The sequence below is a fragment of the Paenibacillus sp. NPDC058898 genome, from assembly GCF_049316025.1.
In the GTDB taxonomy this organism is placed as follows: domain Bacteria; phylum Bacillota; class Bacilli; order Paenibacillales; family Paenibacillaceae; genus Paenibacillus_AQ.
In genome coordinates, this window is the sequence record NZ_JBMOSM010000011.1 from 13227 (window position 1) to 37030 (window position 23804).

Sequence of the window (23804 nt, forward strand, 5' to 3'; positions counted from 1 at the left end):
AAGCGTTCCTATTTCAACAGGGCGAAAGTAAGGCGCTGGCGAGATATGCTCAAGATGAAAGTTAGGATGTTATGAAATTGATTCCCATGAGACCGGGAGCTAATACACTTATGAAATTGATTCCTAACCATTCGATTCTTGAACAAAAAAACAACCCGCAAACCATACTCCCGTTGAGTGAGGTTAGGCGGGTTGTTCTTATTCTCATGCGCTCCTATGTTGCAAAACAATTGTCATCACTATCAATCCTCTTCATCTACCTGTAAGTACCGCTTGTCCTGTTCCATGTCCGCCTCTAATTGCTTGCGGTAGACTACGGAAGACAGAAATAAGCTGAATTCGTACAGCAACAGCAGCGGAATCGTAACCAGGATATCCGATATGAAGTCGGGCGGCGTAATGAAAGCCGCAATGAATGCAAGCACGAAATAAGACACTTTGCGCATTTTCTTAAGCCGCAGCGGATTCAGAATGCGGATTTTCGTTAAGAACATCACCACAAGCGGCAGCTCAAACAGCAAGGCCAGCGGCAATACGAGATTAAACATGAAATTTAAGTAATTGGTAATTCCGTAGGTTTCCTGGAGCCCCATGCTCTGTGTAATCGTTGTAGTGAACGACAACGTCATCGGAAACACGATGTAATATCCGAACGTTATCCCCACGATGAACAGAAGAAACGCATACGGTACGTAACGAATGGCCGCTTTCTGCTCTTCTTTGCGAAGTCCCGGCTTGACAAACGCCCACAGCTGATAGAAGATCAGCGGAACGGAAATGACAAGCGAGAAAATGGCAGCGATTTTCATGTAAATCCCGATGCCATCCCAGAAGGAGAAGGCGTGCAGTTCAAAGTTCTTCGCTTCTTCCGCTGCCGTCAAATAATGATAGATCGGCTCCGCAACAAAAAGCCCACCGATCAGCCCCGCTACGAATACCACGAGCACGACTATAATTCGTTTGCGAAGCTCGCCCAAATGCTCTACAAGCGCCATATCTTTCACTTGCTCCGACATGTTAACCACCACCCTATATGTGACCCTGACAAAACAAAGTCCCTCCCGAAGGAAGGGACTTCAAACCTTGCATTATTCCGGAAGACGCTTATCCTCAACCTTGGTTGGCTCAGCGGCAACGGCTTGCTGGGGAGCCTCTTCTTTCTTCTTCGCCGGTGCATCGTCAGCAATAATCTCGCGCGCACCATCCTTAAACTCACGGAATGTTCTTCCGACCGCACGTCCCAGTTCAGGAAGCTTGTTCGGTCCGAACAAGAGTAGCGCCAAAATGACGAGCAAAATAATACCCGGCACTCCAATTGTACTCATATCTATTCTCCTCCTTGTCCTGCTTAATGCCTTTAAAGGACCTCAGGATGATCTAAATCCGTCACGCCTTGCACTACAACAGGTGTTAACTAAAGACCATAATCCGACTACAGCAGTTGAAACAAGCTCATATACCGTCATCATACCATAATGTAAATCACATATACAGTCTAGAATCGTGACAGATTATTTACATAATTATCTAATAGGATGGCCTTTAGAGCTGCTCCCGATACTGGCCCGTTACCATTAGCAGTGCCTCCGGAAGCTGATCCATGACCGCCGCCAGATTCTCGTGCACGCCTTTGGGCGAGCCCGGCAGATTGACAATCAAGGTACGGCCGCGGACGCCGCATACGCCCCGGAACAGCATCGCGCTCCGATTCTTCTGCATGACGGTAGCACGCATCGCTTCTACGATGCCTGGCACTTCCCGTTCGATGACCCGCTTGGTTGCCTCCGGGGTAACATCGCGGACCGCCAGCTCCGTTCCGCCTGTCGTGAGCACGAGATCCACTTGATAATAATCCGTCAGTTCGATCAATGCCGCGATAATTTCATCCGGCTCGTCCGGTACGATCCGGTATTCAATAATTTCTCCGCTCAGCTCTTCCTCCACCAATTCCCGGATCACTTGAGCGCTCGTATCCTCGCGTTCCCCCCGCGAACCTTTATCGCTCGCCGTTAGGATCGCCGTTTTCCACACCATCTGCCCTCTCTCCCTTCCACTCGTTCGAATCTCCTGTCTCTATGCAATGCTATGTTGTTTCTTGTATGTAATCCCCGCTCTTCCCACCGGTTTTGCTTACCAGGTAGGTCGGGCCGATGACCATGTCTTTTTGCAAGGCTTTGCACATGTCATAGACCGTCAGCGCAGCCGCTGAAGCTGCTGTTAAAGCTTCCATTTCAACACCGGTTTTGCCTGTGGTCTTCACGGTCGTTTCTATATATAACTCATCTCTAGCATTATCGCTGAACTCCACATTCACGCCGGTCAACGGCAGCGGATGACACATCGGAATCCAGTTTGACGTGTTCTTGGCCGCCATAATAGCCGCAACCTGTGCTACAGCAAGCACATCTCCCTTGCCGATCTTCCCCTCATGGATGCGAATCAGCGTATCTGGGTGCATACGAACCGTAGTCTTTGCTACCGCTGTCCGGGCCGTTACATCCTTATCGCTGACATCCACCATTCGTGCTCTGCCTTGGCCATTAAAATGACTCAATTCCATCTCTTATCCCTCCGCTGCAGGTCTGGCCTTCACAGTATGTCCCCGTTCCGTAACCAAACCGTCCAATACCTTATCATGCTCTTCCATGGGAACATGCTCCAAGACCTGAACCTCGTAGCCGATTCCCACCCACAAAGGCTCACCGATCTGACGAGAGGTGTCTTGTGCTCCTTGACTAAGCCTGTCCGACAGCCGGTCATAATAACCGCCTCCGTATCCAAGTCTTCCGCCCTTTCTGTCAAACGCAAGCCCAGGCACCCAGATGATATCAGGCCTATGGTCCATCCATTTCTGTGATCGCTGCGGATCAGGCTCCAGAATACCATAAGCTCCGGGAATCAGCTCATTCCATCCCTGAAGCTTATACAATTCCAGCGAACGGTCTTGGGGCAAACTCCGGGGAACGATAACCTGAATCCCTTGCTTCCATGCCCATTCAACCAGCGGCCGGGAATCCAGTTCGGAGCGAAAGGGGACATAAATCATCATGCTCTGAAGTCGGAGCCGCTTCATGACCTCCGAAGCAAACTCGCAGGCTTGCTGTGATCGCTTCGCCCGCTCCTCCTCAGATAATTCATCCCTGCGTGATAGCATCAATTTGCGCAGGGCATCTTTTGCGGATACCCGCTTCAATTCTTCCTCAGGGTTCAACACGTGATCTTTCCTCTCACGCTTATAATTAAGTTTAGTTTACCACTGTTCCTTCCTTTAGCCAAGAATGCAGGAAGTCGCCAATCATGGTCGATTGTTCGGTCATTTTCATGTACACTTACTTTAAGAGGTTGTTCAAAAAGTCCGCTTTTGATCTCGAAGCGAATCAGGAAGCAGTTCGGCATCGAATCTTGTATTCAGCCGGGCCTAAGTAGAAGCTTCCGAAGTATGTTTCCTGCGGAAACATTTCAGGTGCTCACGTACCCAAAACGTACGCTCCGCTCCTGACGTCCCTAGCTTCATCCAACTGAAGCGTTTTGAAAAAACGCACATCGGAAGCATAAGCTTCGGTACTGAAAATCGACCTTTTTGAACACTAACTTTAAGATATCAGAACGTATAGACTTCAAAGCATGACCATCCTGATATCGCAAGAAAAATAGCATCTAAAAACGGTCTGTCTTTTGAGAGTGTACGTCAGGAGACGTTTTTCTTATAATGAAGAATTAATCGAACAAACATATAGAATGATGGAGGTTTCACATAACATGCTGCTGCAAGCCAATGGCATTACGAAATTATATGGGGTTACGCCCGTGCTGGACGGGATCAGTCTACAGGTGCTTGAACGCGAAAGAATCGGCCTTGTCGGAGTCAATGGAGCCGGGAAATCGACCCTGCTCAAAATTTTGGCAGGCGAGATGTCTTATGATGGCGGACAAATCTTCAAGGCTAAGGAAACCACCGTCGGTTATCTTGCCCAGAACAGCGGGCTTCAGTCCGATTCGTCGATATGGAACGAGATGCTGGATGTATTCACTCCCCTTCTGGAGATGGAGCGTGAGCTGCGTCAGATGGAGGAACAAATTGCCGACCCGAAGTCGAGCGAGGATCCGAAGAAATACCAGGAGCTTCTGGATCGTTATGCGATCCGTTCAGACTGGTTCAAGGATCAGGGCGGTTATGAGATCGAAACACGTATCCGCAGCGTCCTCCACGGCATGGGATTTGGCAGCTTTGCGCCGGATACCTCCATTGCCACATTAAGCGGCGGGCAGAAGACAAGGCTGGCCCTTGCAAAAATATTGCTGCAGGCACCCGACCTGCTCATGCTGGATGAACCGACGAACCATCTGGATATCGCGACCCTCACCTGGCTGGAGGATTATCTGCGAGGCTATTCCGGTTCATTGCTTGTCGTTTCCCACGACCGCTATTTCCTGGATCGTCTCGTGACGACCATCGTTGAAATCGAACGCCGTCACTCCAAAAAATATACGGGCAACTACAGCCGGTATATTGAGCTGAAGGCAGCGGAATACGAATCCCAGCTGAAGCAATACGAGAAGCAGCAGGATGAGATCTCCCGCATGGAGACCTTCATTCAGCGAAATCTGGTCCGGGCCTCTACGACCAAGCGGGCGCAGAGCCGTCGCAAAGCGCTGGATAAAATGGAACGGATGGACAAACCGCTGGGGGATCTGAAGAAAGCACATTTTTCTTTTGAAGCCGAGTATATGTCAGGCAAGGATGTGCTTCATGTGCGGGATCTGGCGCTTGCGTTCGAGCAGGACAAGCCACTGTTCCGGCAGGTTTCCTTTGATCTCAGCCGCGGAGAAACCGTAGCTTTGATCGGTCCCAACGGGGTTGGCAAATCGACGCTCCTTAAATGCCTGATCGGTACATTGAAACCAACGGCGGGATCGCTGCAATGGGGAACAAAAGTAAAAATCGGCTACTACGATCAAGAGCAATCCGAGCTGAATCCGAGCAATACCGTTCTGGAAGAGCTATGGGGCACCTATCCGCATATGGAGGAAGCCCGTATCCGCACCGTTCTGGGCAACTTCCTCTTCAGCGGCGAAGATGTGCTCAAGAAGATCAGTTCCTTAAGCGGCGGGGAAAAAGCACGCGTCTCGCTTGCCAAGCTGATGCTCCTGGAAGCCAACATGCTCATCTTGGACGAGCCGACGAACCATCTCGACTTATTTGCAAAAGAGGTTCTGGAATCGGCACTAATGGATTACGAAGGCACTTTATTGTTCATATCCCATGACCGTTACTTCCTTAACAAAATGGCCGAGCGCATCATCGAGCTTCATCCGGACGGCATTCAACATTTCCTGGGTAATTATGACGACTATACGGAGAAAAAGCAGGAAATTCTCGATATGAATGATGAACCTTCCGAACCGTTTGCTCGTCACACCCTGAAGCAGGAAGGGAAAGCCGAAGCTACCGTCGAGAAACAGGGAGCCGTTTCCTTTGAAGCCGAGAAGCAAGCAAAGCGGGAGGAACGAAACCGTCAGCGCAAGCTCATAAGTCTGGAAGAGCAAATTCATGCTTTGGAATCGGACATCTCCGAGCTAGAGACCGAGATGACGCTGCCGGAGATCTATCAGGATTATATGGCACTCCAAGAACGCCAGCAGTCGTTAGAGGAGAAAAAGAGTCGGCTTGAGCATATTTTTGCTGAATGGGAGTCATTGCTGGAAACTTAAAAAAAATTCACAAAAGTGTTTCAAATGGAGTTTTGCATTTATACACAAACTTATCCCCAATAATGGTGCATAAGTTTACCATGGAAATGGCCGAAATGGCCATTTTTTTGTTGTTATTCGCGCATCTTCGGTCCTATATCCAACTTTATCCACTAAGTTATTCACATTATCCACAGTTTCCACCGAAGAAATTGAAAATCCTGTCCCCTCTTTTCAGCGTCTTGCAAAAGACCGATTTATCGACATTTTTCTCGCTTATGCACATTTTTCGGCGAATATGTGGATAACGTTGTTCACAACTTGACAGAATTACATGTCTTATATAATAGCCTTCTATATAGACTTACCACTTGTTATTAGCCAGTTATATTAAGCTAGATTTTGAAAAAAGCGACCTTCCTCAGTGCAGTTCGGAAGGTCGCTTGTGCCAACAATTATCGAAGTGGAGACGCTAAGGTTCCCTGTTCAGCTTCCTCGCCTCTAGACCGACATCAACGCCGAGTTGCATGCAGCAACGTATGCCAGACCTGCGGACATAACGATATCCTGATGCACGGCCGTGCCGCGGAAGATCTTGCCGGCCTTCTCAACCGTGACCGCCGCTTCGGCATGCGCATCTTCGCCGCTGCTTAACGAATGAAGTTCCAAATCGCCAAAGCGGATGGCGCTGCTAATTCCTTGACTGATCGCCGAAATAACGGCTTGCACCGGACCGTCCGCCACGCTGGAATAGGCGGCCTCCGTTTGCTCGCCCAGATGGCGCAGCGTGACGGCCGCAACCCGACTGGTGCCCGTTCCTGAAATGACCTGCGCCTCGGTCAGCTCATATACTTGGGCCGGTTTGCCTAGTGTGCTGCTCACCATCTGCAGCAGCTGATCATCGCTGACCACCTTCTGACGGTCAGCCGTCTCCTTGAAGGTATCGTACAAGGACTCCATCTCGGATGCTTCGAGCTGGACACCGTACCTGGCAAGACGATCCTTCAATGCATGACGACCGGAATGCTTGCCCAGCACGATCATGCTCCGCGGAATCCCCAGCTTTTCCGGGTCCATAATCTCGTAGGTGCTTCGATCCTTCAGCAGACCGTCCTGGTGGATGCCGGATTCATGCTGGAAGGCGTTCCGGCCGACCACAGGCTTATTGAAGGCAATTGGAAAATGCATAGCACCGCTAACGAGACGGGATACTTCATACAGCTTCTCGGCCGTAATGCCCGTCTCCGCCCGCAGCATGTCACCCCGGGTAGATAGAGCCATGACGAGCTCCTCCAGTGCGCAGTTGCCTGTACGTTCGCCCACCCCATTCACGGTGACCTCGATTTGGCTGGCGCCGTTCTCGATCGCAGCTAGGCTGTTGGCCACAGCCAGACCGAGATCATTGTGGCAGTGGGCGCTGTAAGCGACTGTCTTTCCGCCACGGGCGCCTTCCCGCACGCGTCGGAACATCTGACCATATTCGTTCGGAAGCGCATATCCAACCGTATCGGGCAGATTGATAATCGTTGCGCCCTCTTCAATGACGGCCTCCACCATCTCAATCAGGTCGTCAATGCTGGTGCGCGAGGCATCCATCGCCGTAAATTCCACCACGTCGCTGAACTGCTTCGCATAAGCCGTCATCTCACGTGCCCTTGCGACCACATCTGGACGGCTCATGCGCAGCTGGTGGCGAAGATGGATGTCGGAAGACGAAATAAACAGATGGATTCGCCTTCTGGCCGCGTCCTGGGTGGCCTTGACGGCAGCATCTATATCCCCTTTCACGGCACGCGCGAATCCGCATATCTCCACCTGCTGCAGCTGTCTCGAGATAGCCTGCACAGCGGCAAACTCCCCGGGACTGGACACCGGAAACCCAGGCTCCATCACATCAACGCCCAACTCCGCCAGCTTTCCGGCCAGCACAATTTTCTGTTCAGGCTGCAGGCTTGCTCCTGGTGCCTGTTCCCCGTCCCGTAACGTGGTATCGAATATTTGGATGGTTCTCATGGATTCACTCATTTTTGTATACTCTCCTTGGTTATGGTATGACCCGATTTCCTACGGGCTTGTTGTCCCATCTGCTCGATATGTTCGCTTTACGTCCGCACGTCGACTTGCGTCCGCATCCCACCCTGCTGCTGCCGGCAGCAAAAAAGCCCGCCATCTCTTCATATAAGAGACGACGGGCTAACACCCTCCGTGGTACCACTCTAATTGACGCGCCTCGTTCACAGCCGTTCTGCCGCGACATATACACGTCCACTCACGTCCATTATCTCCTCATACCGGCCGGACATGAAGAGAATGGACATCCTGATGACGGAGGAAACTCCGTAAGAGAGTATAGCTGCATTCATGGTCGTTGGTCTGTCTTGCTCCATCAACCGATGCGTGCTGTTCCCCTCTTCCGCTCCCGGGCGAGATTCAAAGCTTGCTGCCGCTGCGTTACACCAAACCCGCAGCTCTCTGTAGACAGCTCCTTTCTACTGCTCCCGTTCATCGCGTTTACACGATATGCTGTTATGCAGAACCTCATGATATCCGGCTCACTTCACCGGGTATCCTGCCTCTTTTGTACTGTTTCGTTGTCATATGCCTAGCTGCTTGATCAAAGCATCCAGCAGTCCAAGTATGCAAAAAAGCCTGCCATCTCTTATTCAAGAGACGACAGGCTTACCTATCGCGGTACCACTCTTGTTGACTCTAAGCTCCCGGGTTCAAGCTGTTCCCGGACCTTAAAGCCCCCTCCATCGCCAAATCACAAATGATTTGTGCGCAGCCGTTCTCACGGAGGCCATCCCGTAACAAGGTCAAACTCCGCAATCAATCCATGCCTGATCGCACTTCATTGCGCAAGGTTCCCCTGCTCCGCTCCCAGGTGAGTTCAGGCCCCTCTCGTCTGCGTTGCACCGTCCCGCAGCTCTCTTTATCCAAGGTTCACCTTACTGGTCCTGTTCTTTGCGTTTCAACATTCTGGAATTTGATCAAGATTATACGTCCTATATAGAGACGTGTCAAGACGCTTTAGCTTAGTGACTGCGCCCAAAGTTCCAGCGACATTTGGGGGTCGGCCTTCATATCGAGCGGTGTAAAGTTCCCCTGCTTCCATTTCAGATGCGCCGCGGCAGCAATCATCGCTCCGTTATCGGTACAATACTGAAATGGCGGGATCGTCAGCATAATCCCTTCCTGCTCGCAACGTTCAGCCAATGTTTTACGGAGCCCGCGATTAGCGGCAACTCCACCGCACAGCAGCAGCTGCTTGGCATCATATGCTCTGACCGCGCGAACCGCCTTTTCCACGAGCACTTCAACCACCGATTCCTGGAAACCCCGGGCTATCGCTTCCGTCCGGACTTCCTCTCCACGCATTTTGCTCTGATTGACGACATTTAATACAGCCGATTTCAGACCGCTGAAGCTGAAGTCGTAGGAATCCGGCTCCAGCCATACACGGGGAAGCTCCACAACCTCTTCGGCCTCCAATGCCATACGGTCGACATGCGGGCCCCCAGGATACGGGAAGCCAAGCGCTCTGGCCACTTTGTCGTACGCTTCGCCAACTGCATCATCGCGCGTCCTGCCGATCAACTCAAAGCTGCCTTCGTCTTTCATGTAGACCAGCTCGGTGTGACCGCCGGAAACAACCAGTGCCATACAAGGGTAAGCGATATCGCCCACAAAGCGGTTGGCATAAATATGACCCGCAATATGATGCGTACCGATTAGCGGCTTGTCAAGCGCAAACGCCAGGCTTTTAGCAGCCATAACGCCAACGAGTAGCGCTCCGACCAGACCAGGCCCCTGCGTTACGGCGATCGCCGACAAATCCTTCATTTCAATGCCGGCCTCAGCTACGGCTTGTTCAATAATTAGCGTGATGCTCTCCACATGCTTGCGGGAAGCCACCTCGGGGACCACCCCGCCAAAAGCTTTATGTGTTTCAATCTGGCTGGCAATGACGCTGGACAAAACCTCGTAGCCATCCTTTACTACGGCAACCGAGGTTTCATCGCAGCTCGTTTCTATCGCCAATATGCAGCTGTGCTGCCGGTCCACTCTTTCTTCATTCATGATAACCTTTGACTTCCTTCCTCGCCATCGTCCTCCCGATAAGGGGGCAGATCTGCCCACATGATGAGTGCGTCTTCCTGGTTATCGGAATAATACCCCTTCCGGACACCGGCTGGTTTAAACCCTTTTTTGGTATATAAGTGCTGGGCAACTTGATTGGATACCCGAACTTCCAGCGTCATTTTCTCCATTCCCATATAGGCAGCGGTCTTCATCAGTTCCGTAAGCAGTCGATCGCCCCACTTGCGTCCGCGGTACTGCTCCAGCAGCGCAATATTCGTAACGTGTGCTTCGTCAACGATCGTCCACATGCCCGCATATCCAACCGTCTTGCCTTCGTACTCCATAATCATATAACGTGCAAAATGATTCAGTTTCAGCTCATTGTGAAAAGCTTCCTCGGTCCAAGGCACGGTGAACGCTTCACGCTCCACCACGAGAACCTCCGGAATATCCTCCAGGGTCATCAACCGAAAGGACAAACCGTCTTCACCATTTACCGGCTTCTTCTGCTGATCCATGACGAATCCTACGCTCCCTTCACCGCTTACGCAGCAGGTTCGCTTCCGCTTCGGAAAGCTGTGTATAATTGGGCACCAGTGTATGCACATCATCCGCTTCCCCAGCGAGCAACCCGGCTGCTCCCAAGTACCCCATCCAGCGGCCTTCAAGCGAATACGGATGAATATGCAGCCCGTCTCCAAACCCAGGCTCAAGCCCGCGAGCGGTTTCGGCATGAAGCTCCACTTCCCCAGTAAACCAAAGGCAAACCGGGCGCTCCTCTTCAGGCAGCTTGCTGATCCGTTCTTGTATGGCCTCCACCCAGGATTGCATCAGGCGAATACCGTCTGCCTCCATACGTATCGGCGCATCGTCTTGGCTCTGTGAATCGACAGCGAATAATGCCGTGTACACTTGTCCCCGTCTTGCATCCAGCAGCGGAATGACCCAATGAACTCCCTTCTTCGGCTCGGCTTGATGCCATCCGGAGTTCAAGCCCCCCCATGCCAAGGCATGCAGGCTGGATACCCCGACAACCGGGATGTGATTAGCCCATGCCAATGTTTTGGCAGCCGTTACCGCAATCCGGATCCCCGTATAAGAACCCGGACCTACTCCTACGGCAATGCCGTCCATCTGGTCCATGCCGAGGCCTGCTTCCGCAAGCGCCTGTGCCATCACCGGGTGCAGATGCACCGAGTGGTTGCGGTCCGCATTCGTGTTCACTTCCGACAGCAGCTTGTCCTGCTCCATCACGGATACCGTCAGCGATGCCGTAGACGTATCCAGCGCCAAAAACCGCTGCTGCGGCTTCGTGTCATTGTTGTTCATTCCAGCTACCCCATTTTTCATTCAAATCCCGGCACCACTCGCCATAGGGCTCGCCCTGGCTTGAAAGTGTGATGATCCGGTTAGTTTCGCCTTTCGTTTCAAGCTGGATATGCAGATAACGCTCCGGCAAAAGCTCGGTGATCAGGCTGCTCCACTCCACGAGACAAACCCCCTCTCCAAAAAAGTACTCATCCAGCCCGAGCTCATCCGCTTCATCGATCGACAAACGGTACACATCCATATGGTAGAGCGGCAGACGCCCCTCATATTCTTTAATAATCGTAAATGTCGGGCTATTCACAACCCCGTTCACACCAAGGTGCCGTGCAAATTGTTGGGAAAATGCCGTTTTTCCTGCTCCAAGATCTCCGTCCAGGCCGATGACAGTCCCTGGCTCGGCCCTAGCGGCCAGCCAAGCAGCAAGCTGCTCCGTCTCTTCCAGACTGCTTGAACTCATTCTAAACCGGCCCTCCGTACGGCCATTGTTCACTGATAACCCACCCTTTACTTAGTTTGCCCATATCTTAAAATACTTGATCTTCATTATATCGGTCCTCCCAAGCCGCTGCAAGAACATGGGTTTCGCTTTTAAGTTTGGGATGAGAAAAGAAACGTCAACCCAGGTATCAAACACTGACACGATGTAGTCAAAGATCAAGCCTTATAGTTAAACCAGAACAAAGATAAACCATGATAAAAACCTTGAGGAGGATGACAATGAATATAACAAACATACCGAACACAGCCCCTTTTTCCGAAACAACTATAACTCCCTTTCACATTGAAATTCCGGATTCGGACCTGATTGATCTTAAGGAACGTTTGGCCCGTACTCGCTGGCCTGATGATCTGGAGGATAACCACTGGGATTATGGCACGCCGCTGTCTTACCTAAAGAAGCTATCAACCTATTGGAAGAATTCATATGACTGGCGTAAATATGAAGCCATACTGAATGAATTTCCTCAATTCACGACCACCATCGATGGACAAAATATCCACTTCCTGCATGTTCGCTCCCCTGAGCCTGATGCACTGCCTCTAATCGTTACCCATGGCTGGCCAGGATCGATTGTAGAGTTTATACATATGATTGAACCGCTCACCAACCCAGGCAAGTACGGTGGAAATCCGTCCGATGCATTTCATCTCGTGATCCCCTCCCTTCCAGGTTTCGGCTTCTCCGGGCATACAACGGAACGGGGATGGAACATCGAGCGTGTAGCTAGAGCGTGGGATGAATTAATGCGTCGCTTGGGCTATGAACGCTATGGAGCTCAAGGTGGAGATACCGGGTGTTTGGTTTCGGCTGAACTTGGCCGGATCGCTGCAGAGCGTATCATTGGCGTTCACTGTAATGGTTTGTCGGTGTTCCCAACCGGAGATCCTGCTGAAACCGAAAACCTTACGGCTGCAGAGCAGCTGCGCTATGGTGAATTAGCCGGTGGCGGATTTGACGGGTCCGGATATGCCGTCCTTCAAGCAACCAGACCGCAGACACTATCCTATGGCTTAACAGATTCCCCGGTTGGTCAGCTTGCATGGATTGTGGAGAAGTTTAAGGCATGGACAGATCCAACGGCAGATCTCCCTGAGGATGCGGTTGATCTCGATCTGCTTCTTACAAATGTCTCAATCTATTGGCTCACGGCTACAGCAGGCTCATCTGCAAGAATCTATAAAGAAAGCTCCAGTAATTGGGGAGCGCCAGCACCCTATTCCTCGGTCCCCACGGGCGTGGCGGTCTTCCCCAAGGACCTTTCCATTCGGAGCATGGCTCAGCGCCAGTACAACATCCTGCATTGGTCAGAATTCGACCGAGGCGGCCATTTCGCCGCATTGGAAGCTCCTGATTTGTTGGCTGATGATATCCGATTATTTTTCAGAGGGATTCGTTAACGACGTAATCAACACAAACACACCTTATCCGGTTTCCAACGTTATGGGACCCGTACAAGGTGTGTTTTTCGTGTTTATTAACCGATTAGACGGAGCTAAAGAGCCCCTACAATAAGCTATTCGCCTTCTTTCAGTCGGTCTACGTTCACAGTCAGTGTATTGGTCGGACGGGAGCCAACCTGAACGGTGGCCATCCCGTTCTGCTGATCCACATGCTCGATCCACACGGACTCCCCTCCCAGGTTGACCTTGTAAGTATCCTTGGAGTTAAAAATCTCCACGGCTCTCTGTATCTCCATACGTTTAGTCCTCCTTCTCCATATTTCTTGGCGATTCGTCCACGACGTCCATCGTATCGGTTGTGGAAGGGCCGATCAGCCCGTTATCCAGGGTGACATTGCCTCCGCCAAGGCCTTCGTTGATCATCCGGTCAATATCGAACATCGTAGATTCCCGAGAGATCTCGCTCTCCTCCGAAGTTAGGCTGTTCCAATCCACCATCTCCCCGTTCACCGGTTCTGCAGCGGAATGATCCGAGGCTCTGTCCTTCTGTATCTCTTCAGACGTTTCGGTTTCTCTAGGCTCCATCATAACGAAAATTACCTCCTTATACAGGCAGAGTTCATCGTCAATATGCCACAATCGGGTTCTAATTATGCAATCCTGAGCTATAACTCATACTAGAGTCTTTTTTTGGGCACACTAATAGAGGTAGTACAAAAATTTATAGCAGTCGTTTATTGCGTTTACTACACGGTCATACCCAAACATATTAAAATTTGATAGGAGGTTTCATAGAATGCATACAGTATGGAAGGGCGCGATCAGCTTTGGTCTGGTGCACGTGCCTGTCAAGATGTTCTCGGCTACGGAAGATAAGGATATTTCGATGCGCTACATTCACAAGGAGTGCGGCAGCCCGCTCTCTTACATCCGCAAATGTCCGGTATGTGAAGAGGAAGTGGCCTGGGAGGAAATTACGAAGGGGTACGAATATGAGAAGGGGAAATTTGTACTGTTCGAGAAAGAAGAGTTGGAGCAGCTCGCGGAACAGAACAGCAAAAACATTACCATTCTGGACTTTGTGGATCTGACCGAAATTGACCCGATTTATTTTCAAAAGACGTACTATCTCTCGCCGGATCAAGCAGGTGCAAACGCATACCGGCTCCTGCTGGAAGCGATGAAGCAGTCAGGCAAAATCGGCATCGCCAAAATCGCTATTCGCTCGAAGAGCAGTCTGGCCGCGATCCGGGTGCTCGATGAATGCTTGTCGATCGAGACGATTTTCTACCCGGATGAGATCCGGCCGATCTCCCAGGTCCCGAATTTGCCTGAAAGAACCGAGGTCAACTCCAAGGAACTTGATATGGCCAAACTGCTGATTGACCAGCTGTCAACTCCCTTTGATCCTGAGAAATATACGGATGATTATCGCGAACGTCTGCTGGATCTGATCAACAGCAAAGTGTCCGGTGAAGAGATCAAGATTGCCCCTGCTCGTCAGGAGACCAACGTTGTCGATCTGATGGCTGCCCTCCAGGCAAGCATCGAAGCCGTAAAGCCAATCGGAACGGATCCAGGCACCAAACCGAAGCCGCGTAAACCAACCCGGAAGACAGCTGCCAAAGAACCGGCTGCCAAGGTCAGCGGCGGGGAAGGCGAGCTTGACGCACCGAAGCCGAAGCGCAAAACCAAATCCAAGAAATCCGACTCCACATCCTGATCCGTATGGGACAAATGCAGAATCTGCTGCCCAAAGAGCCGATGGCACCGATCTCGACGGATCAAATCACGACAGGCGAGGATTGGGGTTATCAGCTGAAATGGGACGGCGTGCGCATTCTGGCCGGACTTGACCAGAACCGCGTATCGTTATATTCCCGCAAGCTGCTCGATAAAACGTCTCTGTATCCCGAAGTCGTTCAGGCATTATCCGGCCTGCAGGATCGGCGTCTTCTCTTGGATGGCGAGGTTGTCTATTTTCATCCGGAGCTGGGTCGTCCCGTGTTTCAGAAGGTTCTTCAGCGGGAGCGTTCGCGTGCGATCAGCACGAACGCTCCTCTGTTTACTTATGTTCTCTTCGACATTCTGGTGGACGGCGACCAAGACTTGCGTAAGCTGCCCTATCTTGAACGTCACCACCGCCTGAAGGAGATCGTTTCCGACACACCGGGCCTGCTGGCCGCGGATCTGTTTCTTGAAGGCGAGCATTTATGGAGTTGGGCCGAAGAACGGGGATGGGAGGGCATTGTGATGAAGCGCCTCTCTTCTCCTTATCGTGAAGGCAAGAAACATCGGGATTGGTACAAGAAAAAGATCGCCGTGAACATGACAGCCTCCGCCGTCGCCATGATTATCAGGGAAGGCCGTGTCGCCAGCCTCGTCATTGCCGATGACGACGGTAACTATATTGGCCGGGCTTCCCTGGGGCTTAATGAGCAGACGAAGAAGCGGCTGCTGCAATATGCCGAAAGCCATCGTGCTGATGCGATATGGAGTACGCTCCATACCGACCTGAAGAAAGAACAGCTGGCCTGGCTTAGCCAGCCGCTTTCCGTTCAGGTCACATTTCTTGAATGGAGTCAGGATGGCATGATGCGCCATCCCAAACTCGTATCGATTGAGGGGGTGTAAACCATATGGCTCGTACCGTCAAAGGGACCCTAATGATCGAGGGACAGGAGATTCAAATTACGAATCCCGACAAACCGCTATGGCCGGAAGTCGGCATTACTAAAGCGATGTATCTGCAAAAGCTTGCGGCCATCTCCCCGTTCCTGCTCCGGTACTGCCGGGGCAGACTGCTCACGACCATCCGGTATCCACACGGGGCCGAGGGCGAATCCTTCTATCAGAAAAATGCGCCGGAGCCGCTGCCGCCTTTTGTGCAGACCTATGTGCACGAAAATATTAACTACGTGCTGCTCAACGGACTGCCGGAGCTGCTCTGGCTGGGGAACCTAGCAGCGCTTGAGTTTCACCCTTCACTACACCTTGCAGGCAGCAATCTACCCTGCGAATGGATGATTGATCTGGATCCAACGCTGCCGGAGGAGCCGCGGATCATGGAGGCGACTGCGATTGTAGGGGACGTCCTGAGCTCCTTGGGCCTGTCCTCCGTCCCGAAAACCTCAGGAGCAACCGGGGTGCAGATCATCGTGCCGATTCCGGAAGGCATTACGTTCGATGAACTTCGCACGGTCGGCCAATTCGTGGGGCAGTATGTAACCGAGAAGTTCCCCAAGCTGTTCACCATCGAACGACTTAAGAAGAATCGCGGCGATAAAATCTACTTCGATTATCTTCAACACTACAGCGGAAGGACGCTCGCCGCTCCGTATACCCCACGGGCCCGACGGCTGGGGACCGTCTCCACGCCGCTCACTTGGGATGAGGTCCGTCAGGATGTTTCTCCCACGGATTTTCATCTGCTGAACATTGAAGAACGGCTAAGAGAGAAGGGAGACCTACTTCAGACCTTGCCTCCGCAACCGATCGAGAACGTCATCCGACATCTGAAGCCCCAAGGTAAGGGAGCCTCAAAAAGGAAAGGATAGCTGTTCAATATCCGGCATTAGCTCCTCCCCGGAGACCGGCGCTGCCGGTTGTGGCAGCTTCCTTGGCTGTGCAGGAGCAACCAAGTCCCCCACTGAAAGAAGGTGATCGCGAGCGCCTTCCACCTGCGTCCCGTTCTGTTGAGAAGTCACGCTTTCGATCGCCCCAGCCTTGCTCACGGCAGCAGCCGATGCCTCCGAGGTCAGTCCATTCAGCTCATATTCATTCAGCAGCCTGGCTGCCATCGATTTGAAGGAACGCACGTAATGCTCTTCGGCATATGCGCCCTGTCCATATAACTCGCGGTAAGGCTGAACCACTTTGGGAAACTGGTGTTTAAGTGTTTCGATATACCATTTCTTCACGTCGCGCGAGAGTCTCAGTAACGAGATCATGGCAAAGGAAACGCCCCTTACCTTCGCCTGCGACAGGAGATCCTTCAGTTCCGACTCCTTATCCGTCAAAAAGGGCAGCACAGGCGCCACAAACAAGCCCGTTCTTATGCCTGCAGCCGATAATCGGTGAATCGTATCGAGCCTGCCCTCCGGATGAGGCGATGCCAGCTCGAGCTTCCGGATGATGTCCCCATTCAGCGTGTTGAGACTTATGTTAACGGACACATTCTCCATTCGGGTCAATATGTCCATATCTCTGAGCACGAGCGGAGAGCGCGTTGTAATGCTTGTGGAGATGCGGTATTTAGCAAGCAGCTTCAAACACTCCCGCGTAATGCCCTCCTTGCTCTCGATCGGCTGGTATGGATCGGTTGCCGTACCGATCGTAACCTGTCCAATAAATCTGCGCATCGCTTCAATATCATGATCAAACTTCCTCGCTGCACTCGATAACTGCTTCTCCAGCGCTTCGGCTGCATTCGACTTCATAAAGATATGGTGCTGAAACTCATCCTCCGCCCCCATGCCGATAAAGGATTGGAACGCACGGGCATAACAAAAGCTGCAGCCATGCCCGCATCCGCGGTACGGATTGATGGACCAATCGAAGGGCATCCTCTCTTCCTTCACTCTGTTTAAAGTCTGTTTGGTAGTTATCCGTTCATATAACGTACGAGCCACTCCTCTTCCTCCCCTCTGATCCTTTACTGCTGTATGTTGAACTATTTCATATTTTAACAAACATATGTTCTTATTATAAGTGGATTTTACTGGATTTACAAATAAACCTCCAGCAACCCCTTATACGAAAAGGTTGAACCCGGTCCAATTGTTATTTATAATTAATATATATCATGTGATATGTATCGACTGTTTCACATATAAATAATCTAAGGAGTTGCAGACAGCAATGGCACCAAAAACGAAGTTCACCAAACAAGATATCGTGCTAGCCGCATTTGACATTGCTCAGACGGATGGAATCGAGTCCATTACGATTCGAAAAGTAGCCGAACGACTGGGCAGCTCCATCGCGCCAATCTATGTCAATTTCAACGATGCTGAAGAACTGGTTCAACAGGTCGTCGAAAAGGCCTTTCAGGTGGCCAGAGGGTTGATTGCAGAGCAGCAATCCGGTCAGCCGTTCCGGGATATCGGCATGGCAAGTCTGCGATTTGCGAAGGAATACCCTGTACTCTACCGGGATTTGATCATGAAGAACAATCTCCATATGAAGAATACCCCGGAACAAATCCGTGAGGTTATCGGGTTAATGAAGTTGGACCCGGAGCTTGCGGGATTTTCTGATCAGGAACTGCAATCGATTTTTTTGAAAATGCAAACCTTTCAGACAGGTCTCTGTGTCATGCTAGCCAATGATTTGTTCACCGAGAGCGTGGATGACGACAGGATGATCCATATGATGGACGAAGCCGCTGAGGATTTCATTCGTGCCGCTCGTTTGCGGAAACAGCAAGAGACATGAATCTGCATAAGGTATCGATAAATTAGGATCCATGGGAGGTATATGGAGAATGGGAAGAGCCCTGGAGCAGTCGCTTCTGGATAAATGGTTGGCTCAGATCGCTAATAAAAGAAATGTGTTTAGCACGGTTTTGTGCGTCGAGGACCAGAAGCAATCACTCTCCCTTGTCAGCAGCGGCGGGGAGATGCAGACTGAGGACCGCTATTTCATTGCCAGCGTGACTAAATTGTATGTGACAGCCGTAATCTTGAAGTTACGAGCGGAGCAGCGGCTTGGGCTCGATGATCCCATCAGCGAGTACCTTTCAAAAGAGATCATCGCGGGACTCCATATGATGGAGAACAGGGATTACACCGAAGAAATTACCGTCAAACAGTTAATGTCCAATAAGTCAGGCATCCCGGACTATTTTTCCGGAGACGTCTTCTCGGAGCTCATCGCCGGGCATGATCAGGCTTGGAGTCTGGACAAAACATTGAATGCAGCGAGACGGCGAAAGCCTAAATTCATACCGGGACAGCAGAAAAAAGCCCAATATTCCGACACCAACTATCGGCTGCTTGGGCTGATCATCGAGAATATCAAGGGTGACTCCATTCAGAGCGTATTCAAGGAATACATCTTCGACAAGCTGAAACTGACACAGACGTATTTCTATCATAACCCGGAGGATACGACTCCTGTTCCATTCTATTATAAGAAGAAGCGTTTGGACCTTCCGCAGTATATGGCGTCAATCGGAGCGGAAGGCGGCATCGTCTCAACGGCAAGGGAAACGATGATTTTCCTGCGGGCCTTTTTTAATGGGGAGTTGTTTCCGATAGGTGATTTGGAGGAACTCCAAAGGGAATGGATTTTTCTCTGGGCACCTGGCCCCTTTTTCTATGGCACCGGCATTTCAAGACAGCCGCTTTCTCCATTTGGCTTGAGACGAGGACTCATCGGTCACTGGGGTCAATCCGGCGCCTTTGCCTTCCATCACCCTGAATCAGGACTTTATTTCACCGGAACCGTTAACCAGGCCATCGGTCAATCTGCGGCTGTGCAGGCGATGGCAAGAATCATTCGTCAATATGGACGGGAAAAAAAGGCACTTCGCTTGCACGCAGATGTCCCTTAAACAAAAAAATGTTCCACCCGTGTTAACTCTCAACATGGGTGGAACATCGAAATATTGGTGCATTAATGAATGGCCTTCTTCTTAAAGCGGCCGCCCTTCACATCATGGATATTCCCGATGGCAACAAAAGCCTGGGAATCCCAATCTTCTACGATGGATTTGAGCTTCGCTTCTTCCAGACGGGTAATGACAACAAAGATAACTTTCTTGCTGTCGCCGGAATAAGCGCCCTCTCCCTCAAGATAGGTTACACCGCGCCCAAGACGTTGGGTCAGCGCATCACCGATCTCCTTATGCTTATCACTGATAATCCAAACCGATTTGGATTGATCAATGCCTTCAATTGTAATATCAATCAGTTTAAACGCCAGGTAATAAGCAATCAGCGAGTACATGGCATGATCCCAACCGAAAATAAATCCTGCGCTGCCAAGAATAAATACGTTAATGAACATCACGATTTCACCGACAGAGAACGGTGTCTTTTTGTTGATCAGAATAGCCACGATTTCCGTTCCGTCCAGGGAGCCGCCGGACCGGATAACAAGACCAACCCCGATTCCAAGTAGAACGCCGCCGAACACGGCCGCAAGCAGCGGATCAATGGTGATCGGATCAACGGGATGTAGAAAATAAGTTCCAATGGACATGATCACGACGGCGAACAACGTGGATAATGCAAAAGTTTTCCCGATTTGTTTATATCCCATAAATAAAAATGGAAGGTTGAACAAGGTCAGGAATACACCTAGCGGGACATTGGTGATATGGGAAACCATAATGGATACACCGGTAATGCCTCCGTCAATAATTCTGTTGGGTACCAGAAAGATCTCCAGCCCTACTGCCATCAATACCGCACCGAAAGTTAAGAACACCAGACGACGGAGAAGCTTCAAGGTGGTTGAGCCTGCCTTGGGATTCTCCGGCTTCTGCTGCTCCGCTTTCACTTGCGCAAGAATCTTCACATCACTTGACATAAATCTCCCCCGTTCAACTTATGAAAAATAAGCTAATTTATATTTATAAGTGAAACTCTTATAAATATTCTATCATATAATAAATGCTGGACATAGAACTTTCAGGTTTCTTCCTGAATTTCACTTGCCCTTTCAACACTCTTACATCTGATGTAAGATATTACACTTATAGTAAGGGTGACAGCATCCTGCATAAAATTTCGGCTGCTTTCTGCCATCTTCCGCGCTGACGAAACCTCTCCGCATCAATCTGCCTGCTCTGTTTGAGATCCTCCTTAAAATCCGCAACCAACTGTTCTATCGGCAGTTGATCAAACAGTACGGCTGTCAGCTCAAAATTACAGAAGAAACTCCGCATATCCATATTCGCCGTACCGACCGAACCGAGAAGTTCGTCCACAATGAGCACCTTGGCATGGATGAATCCTTTTTCATACTCGTAGAAGGTAACTCCAGCTGCCAGTAACTCTTCTACGTAGGACAAGCTTGCCATCTTCACAAAACGGGAATCGGCACGATCCGGAATAATGATCCGTACATCCACACCGCTCACCGCTGCCGTCTTCAGCGCCTCATATATCCCTTCATCGGGAATGAAATACGGCGTTGTGATCCATATCCGTTCCTTGGCTACGGAAATCGCCCCGAAGCACATCTCCTGAATGGCATTCCAGCTCAGATCCGGTCCGCTGCTCAAAATTTGTATTTGTTCATCCCCGGTGCATTGATGCTCCGGGAACAGACCGAAATCCGCAATACGCTCCCCGGAAGCAAGCTTCCAGTCGTGCAGAAACACATTTTGCAGGAAATAGACTGCATCCCCCTTTACTTCCAGATGCGTATCGCGCCAGTAGCCCATTTTCGGATATTCGCCCAGATAGTCGTCCCCGACGTTAATCCCGCCAAGAAAACCGATCGTGCCATCCACTACAACGATTTTACGGTGATTCCGGTAATTGATTCTGCGGCTGAACATCGAAACCATGGCGGGCAGGAAGAAATAGAACTCCACTCCCGATTCCTTAAACCGCTGAATGAACGCTTTCTTGAGTTTGTAACTGCCAAGCCCGTCACAAACCAGACGTACCTTGACGCCTTCCCGGGCCTTTCGAATCATGACATCCTGAAACTTCGTGCCGATCCGGTCATGACGAAAGATATAGAACTCCACATGAATATGATCTTTGGCCTGCTCCATCGCGCTCAGCATGGCAGCGTAAGTCTCTTTCCCATCCGTCAACACTCGGCTCTGATTACACCCTGTAATCGGACTCTCCGACAAGTGATTAAGCAGATTGAACAAACGATCATTGTGATGAAATCCGGCATTGTTCATATCTTCCTTGTGCCGAACAACGGCGGCCCGATCCCATAGGTGCCCCCTGAGTTCCTGAAACAGTCTGGAGCCCCGCTTGCGAATCTTCAACCGCTTCTGATAGTCCCTCGCCACAAAGAAATAGAGTACAAACCCGATCAATGGGAGGCAAAATAAAATAAACAGCCAGGCCACGGCCTTGGACGGATTCCGAAACTCCAGCAACAGCACTGCAACCATCTGCAAAATAAAAGTAATAAGTGCAACCAGAAGCCATACCATATCGACAGCCTCCTCAGCATGAATAATAGTCGTATTTTGAACCGAATAACTACACTACATCATTGACCAATTCCATATGTATTTATTCAATTACCCAATGACGCACCGTACTGAATAAGTTCTCTTATCTAATAATTTTTGACATGTTCTTCGAGAGAATAGAATACATACTAGATAAGGAGCTGGCCAAGTCTAGCGGGTACCATGATTCATAAATGATGTATGGAAGGGAGATGCCATGAAAACCACACACCGTAAACAACGCTTAACCCTGCTGGTGCTTCGGGATGCCCAGCATTCAGTCAAACAGATCCATCTGTCCAAGCCTCTAATGATAGCGGTGCCCGCGGCCGCTATTTTGTCCATCGCCGGACTGATCGTTTCCCTGCAGATCCAGTCGGCCCAAACGATCTCAGGGCTGGAACAGCAGCTGATGCTCAGAAGCCTGGAGGCCTTAAAGATGGAAGTGACGGTCACCGACAAGGAGGAAGCCATAGAACGCTTAAACAAAGCCATCATTCAGCTGTCGGGTGAAGCAGAGCAAACGAAGGTCCAGATGGAGCGCGTTCAGCAGCTGGAGCAGGAGCTTCAGCAGTTTATTCAGAAGCACGGCAGCTTGTCAGGACAGACCTCCTCCATCACAGCTGAGGATAAGCAGCATGTCGGAGGGGAATTCATTGCCGTTCATGAGAATGAAATGTTAAGTCTCGCAAGAGAGACCCATGATGATTTCGAGGAGATTCAGCAGTTGATTTCTAGCATGGAGCAACATATTCCGCGTACGCTGGATCAAGCCCAGGAAACCCAAGAGAAACGTGAAGGCACACCCTCTCTATGGCCGACCACATCTAAACGGCTGACATCAAATTTCGGTTATCGGGGCGACCCTTTTACCGGGCGTTCGGCCTATCATGCCGGCATCGATATTGCCGGTAAAACCGGTGATCCGATCTATGCCGCCGGTGCCGGTGAGGTAACGGCAGCGGAACGCGGCGGAGCCCGGGGGCTTTATATCGTGGTCAAACATCCGAATGGTCTGGAGACCTGGTACATGCATCTGGACAGTCTTGCCGTATCGGTAGGCGATCACGTCGATCAAGGTGAAACCATTGGCAAGCTGGGATCCTCCGGGCGAAGCACAGGCCCCCATCTTCATTTTCAGGTCGTCAAAAACAACCAGACGATTAACCCTTTGCCTTATCTGCAGTAAGCACCATCCATTCATGATGAGGAGGAATGTAATATGAAAAAGAAAAACAAGAACAAGCGGGCTGCCCAGCGAACAGATACGCTGATTGGACCAGGTAGTGAAGTTGAGGGCGTGCTGCAATGCGAGGATAATCTGCGGATTGACGGGCGCTTTAACGGCTCCATCGAAAGCCAAGGCTGTGTAACTATCGGCGAAGAAGCGATTGCCCGCTCCAATATCTCCGCTCGGGAAGTTATCGTGGCCGGCAAGGTGTATGGCGATGTGACGGCGGAAAACAAACTGACCATCACACCTACGGGACAGATGTACGGGGATGTTTACGCCGCTTCCCTGATCGTTATGGAAGGCGGACTCCTCAATGGAGCAAGCCGAATGGAGCATCAAACCTCGACTCAAGAAGCTGCGGAGTCAACGGACACCACACTGCCGCTTCAGCGCTCGGAAGCAGGTTAACCT

At 50.8% G+C, this 23804-nt stretch carries 25 protein-coding genes and 1 other annotated feature; of the genes, 9 read left to right on the forward strand and 16 right to left on the reverse strand.

Annotated features, from left to right (window positions below):
* Positions 1-242: 242 nt before the first annotated feature.
* From tatC to ACOZB4_RS24660, 5 genes are all read right to left on the reverse strand, one after another.
* On the reverse strand, positions 243-1016 hold the full coding sequence (gene tatC / locus ACOZB4_RS24640; protein ID WP_379407225.1) for a twin-arginine translocase subunit TatC: 774 nt from the start codon (positions 1014-1016) through the stop codon (positions 243-245).
* Between the two features lie 72 nt (positions 1017-1088).
* Positions 1089-1325, reverse strand: coding sequence for a twin-arginine translocase TatA/TatE family subunit (locus ACOZB4_RS24645; protein ID WP_076324711.1), 237 nt, complete (start codon positions 1323-1325; stop codon positions 1089-1091).
* A 217-nt stretch (positions 1326-1542) separates the two neighbouring features.
* On the reverse strand, positions 1543-2034 hold the full coding sequence (locus ACOZB4_RS24650; protein ID WP_076324712.1) for a MogA/MoaB family molybdenum cofactor biosynthesis protein: 492 nt from the start codon (positions 2032-2034) through the stop codon (positions 1543-1545).
* A 49-nt stretch (positions 2035-2083) separates the two neighbouring features.
* The gene (gene moaC, locus ACOZB4_RS24655) at positions 2084-2560 is read right to left on the reverse strand and encodes a cyclic pyranopterin monophosphate synthase MoaC (RefSeq protein ID WP_076324713.1); all 477 of its coding nucleotides are present in this window, start codon (positions 2558-2560) and stop codon (positions 2084-2086) included.
* Between the two features lie 3 nt (positions 2561-2563).
* Positions 2564-3214 carry a 5-formyltetrahydrofolate cyclo-ligase gene (locus tag ACOZB4_RS24660; RefSeq protein ID WP_256720729.1) on the reverse strand — a complete coding sequence of 217 codons (651 nt, stop codon included), beginning with the start codon at positions 3212-3214 and terminating at the stop codon, positions 2564-2566.
* A 545-nt stretch (positions 3215-3759) separates the two neighbouring features.
* Between ACOZB4_RS24660 and ACOZB4_RS24665 the strand changes: the two genes are divergently transcribed.
* Positions 3760-5712, forward strand: a complete 1953-nt coding sequence (locus ACOZB4_RS24665) for an ABC-F family ATP-binding cassette domain-containing protein (protein ID WP_379407345.1) — start codon at positions 3760-3762, stop codon at positions 5710-5712.
* A gap of 480 nt (positions 5713-6192) precedes the next feature.
* On the opposite strand, the gene ACOZB4_RS24670 is transcribed toward ACOZB4_RS24665, so the two are convergent.
* From ACOZB4_RS24670 to tsaE, 6 genes are all read right to left on the reverse strand, one after another.
* Positions 6193-7716: a 2-isopropylmalate synthase gene (locus ACOZB4_RS24670; RefSeq protein ID WP_379407226.1), complete on the reverse strand. Its 1524-nt coding sequence runs from the start codon at positions 7714-7716 to the stop codon at positions 6193-6195.
* 19 nt (positions 7717-7735) lie between these two features.
* On the reverse strand, positions 7736-7906 hold the full coding sequence (locus tag ACOZB4_RS24675; protein WP_379407227.1) for a hypothetical protein: 171 nt from the start codon (positions 7904-7906) through the stop codon (positions 7736-7738).
* Positions 7870-8206, reverse strand: a binding site (T-box leader). Its footprint overlaps the gene before it by 37 nt.
* Before the next feature lie 515 nt (positions 8207-8721).
* Complete coding sequence (gene tsaD / locus ACOZB4_RS24680) at positions 8722-9771, reverse strand: tRNA (adenosine(37)-N6)-threonylcarbamoyltransferase complex transferase subunit TsaD (protein WP_076324716.1); 1050 nt, start codon at positions 9769-9771, stop codon at positions 8722-8724.
* Positions 9768-10292 carry a ribosomal protein S18-alanine N-acetyltransferase gene (rimI, locus tag ACOZB4_RS24685; RefSeq protein WP_379407228.1) on the reverse strand — a complete coding sequence of 175 codons (525 nt, stop codon included), beginning with the start codon at positions 10290-10292 and terminating at the stop codon, positions 9768-9770. Before rimI ends, tsaD begins: the two co-directional genes overlap by 4 nt.
* Before the next feature lie 19 nt (positions 10293-10311).
* Positions 10312-11103 (reverse strand): tRNA (adenosine(37)-N6)-threonylcarbamoyltransferase complex dimerization subunit type 1 TsaB, encoded by a 792-nt coding sequence (tsaB, locus tag ACOZB4_RS24690; protein WP_379407229.1) that lies wholly within the window; start codon positions 11101-11103, stop codon positions 10312-10314.
* A complete protein-coding gene (tsaE, locus tag ACOZB4_RS24695; protein ID WP_379407230.1) occupies positions 11090-11560 on the reverse strand; it encodes a tRNA (adenosine(37)-N6)-threonylcarbamoyltransferase complex ATPase subunit type 1 TsaE in 471 nt (156 codons plus the stop codon). Before tsaE ends, tsaB begins: the two co-directional genes overlap by 14 nt.
* A gap of 260 nt (positions 11561-11820) precedes the next feature.
* Here tsaE and ACOZB4_RS24700 point away from each other — a divergent pair, with 260 nt between their 5' ends.
* Positions 11821-13002 carry an epoxide hydrolase family protein gene (locus tag ACOZB4_RS24700; RefSeq protein ID WP_379407231.1) on the forward strand — a complete coding sequence of 394 codons (1182 nt, stop codon included), beginning with the start codon at positions 11821-11823 and terminating at the stop codon, positions 13000-13002.
* A 116-nt stretch (positions 13003-13118) separates the two neighbouring features.
* Here the strand turns inward: ACOZB4_RS24700 and ACOZB4_RS24705 are convergent, their stop codons facing one another.
* A complete protein-coding gene (locus tag ACOZB4_RS24705; protein ID WP_076324721.1) occupies positions 13119-13301 on the reverse strand; it encodes an H-type small acid-soluble spore protein in 183 nt (60 codons plus the stop codon).
* A gap of 4 nt (positions 13302-13305) precedes the next feature.
* Positions 13306-13593, reverse strand: a complete 288-nt coding sequence (locus tag ACOZB4_RS24710) for a hypothetical protein (RefSeq protein ID WP_215157765.1) — start codon at positions 13591-13593, stop codon at positions 13306-13308.
* A 208-nt stretch (positions 13594-13801) separates the two neighbouring features.
* Here ACOZB4_RS24710 and ACOZB4_RS24715 point away from each other — a divergent pair, with 208 nt between their 5' ends.
* Genes ACOZB4_RS24715 through ligD form a run of 3 tightly spaced genes read left to right on the forward strand, consistent with a single transcriptional unit; the run spans position 13802 to position 16562 of the window.
* Positions 13802-14728, forward strand: a complete 927-nt coding sequence (locus ACOZB4_RS24715; RefSeq protein ID WP_379407232.1) for a Ku protein — start codon at positions 13802-13804, stop codon at positions 14726-14728.
* A gap of 5 nt (positions 14729-14733) precedes the next feature.
* Positions 14734-15639 (forward strand): DNA ligase, encoded by a 906-nt coding sequence (locus ACOZB4_RS24720; RefSeq protein ID WP_379407233.1) that lies wholly within the window; start codon positions 14734-14736, stop codon positions 15637-15639.
* Between the two features lie 5 nt (positions 15640-15644).
* The gene (gene ligD / locus ACOZB4_RS24725) at positions 15645-16562 is read left to right on the forward strand and encodes a non-homologous end-joining DNA ligase (RefSeq protein ID WP_076324724.1); all 918 of its coding nucleotides are present in this window, start codon (positions 15645-15647) and stop codon (positions 16560-16562) included.
* Here ligD and ACOZB4_RS24730 read toward each other — a convergent pair.
* Positions 16545-17636 (reverse strand): SPL family radical SAM protein, encoded by a 1092-nt coding sequence (locus tag ACOZB4_RS24730; protein ID WP_379407234.1) that lies wholly within the window; start codon positions 17634-17636, stop codon positions 16545-16547. The two genes, ligD and ACOZB4_RS24730, sit on opposite strands and share 18 nt — an antisense overlap.
* A 229-nt stretch (positions 17637-17865) precedes the next feature.
* Between ACOZB4_RS24730 and ACOZB4_RS24735 the strand changes: the two genes are divergently transcribed.
* Together ACOZB4_RS24735 and ACOZB4_RS24740 are read left to right on the forward strand one after the other, a co-directional pair.
* Positions 17866-18441 (forward strand): TetR/AcrR family transcriptional regulator, encoded by a 576-nt coding sequence (locus ACOZB4_RS24735; RefSeq protein WP_379407235.1) that lies wholly within the window; start codon positions 17866-17868, stop codon positions 18439-18441.
* Between the two features lie 49 nt (positions 18442-18490).
* The gene (locus ACOZB4_RS24740; protein WP_379407236.1) at positions 18491-19561 is read left to right on the forward strand and encodes a serine hydrolase domain-containing protein; all 1071 of its coding nucleotides are present in this window, start codon (positions 18491-18493) and stop codon (positions 19559-19561) included.
* 62 nt (positions 19562-19623) lie between these two features.
* Here the strand turns inward: ACOZB4_RS24740 and ACOZB4_RS24745 are convergent, their stop codons facing one another.
* A complete protein-coding gene (locus ACOZB4_RS24745; protein WP_076324728.1) occupies positions 19624-20541 on the reverse strand; it encodes a YitT family protein in 918 nt (305 codons plus the stop codon).
* Positions 20542-20707: 166 nt separating this feature from the next.
* A complete protein-coding gene (gene cls, locus ACOZB4_RS24750) occupies positions 20708-22138 on the reverse strand; it encodes a cardiolipin synthase (RefSeq protein ID WP_379407237.1) in 1431 nt (476 codons plus the stop codon).
* 238 nt (positions 22139-22376) lie between these two features.
* On the opposite strand from cls, the gene ACOZB4_RS24755 reads away from it, so the two are divergent.
* Together ACOZB4_RS24755 and ACOZB4_RS24760 are read left to right on the forward strand one after the other, a co-directional pair.
* Complete coding sequence (locus ACOZB4_RS24755) at positions 22377-23348, forward strand: M23 family metallopeptidase (protein ID WP_379407238.1); 972 nt, start codon at positions 22377-22379, stop codon at positions 23346-23348.
* Positions 23349-23381: 33 nt separating this feature from the next.
* Positions 23382-23801, forward strand: coding sequence for a polymer-forming cytoskeletal protein (locus tag ACOZB4_RS24760; protein WP_339267827.1), 420 nt, complete (start codon positions 23382-23384; stop codon positions 23799-23801).
* The last annotated feature ends 3 nt before the right edge of the window (positions 23802-23804 follow it).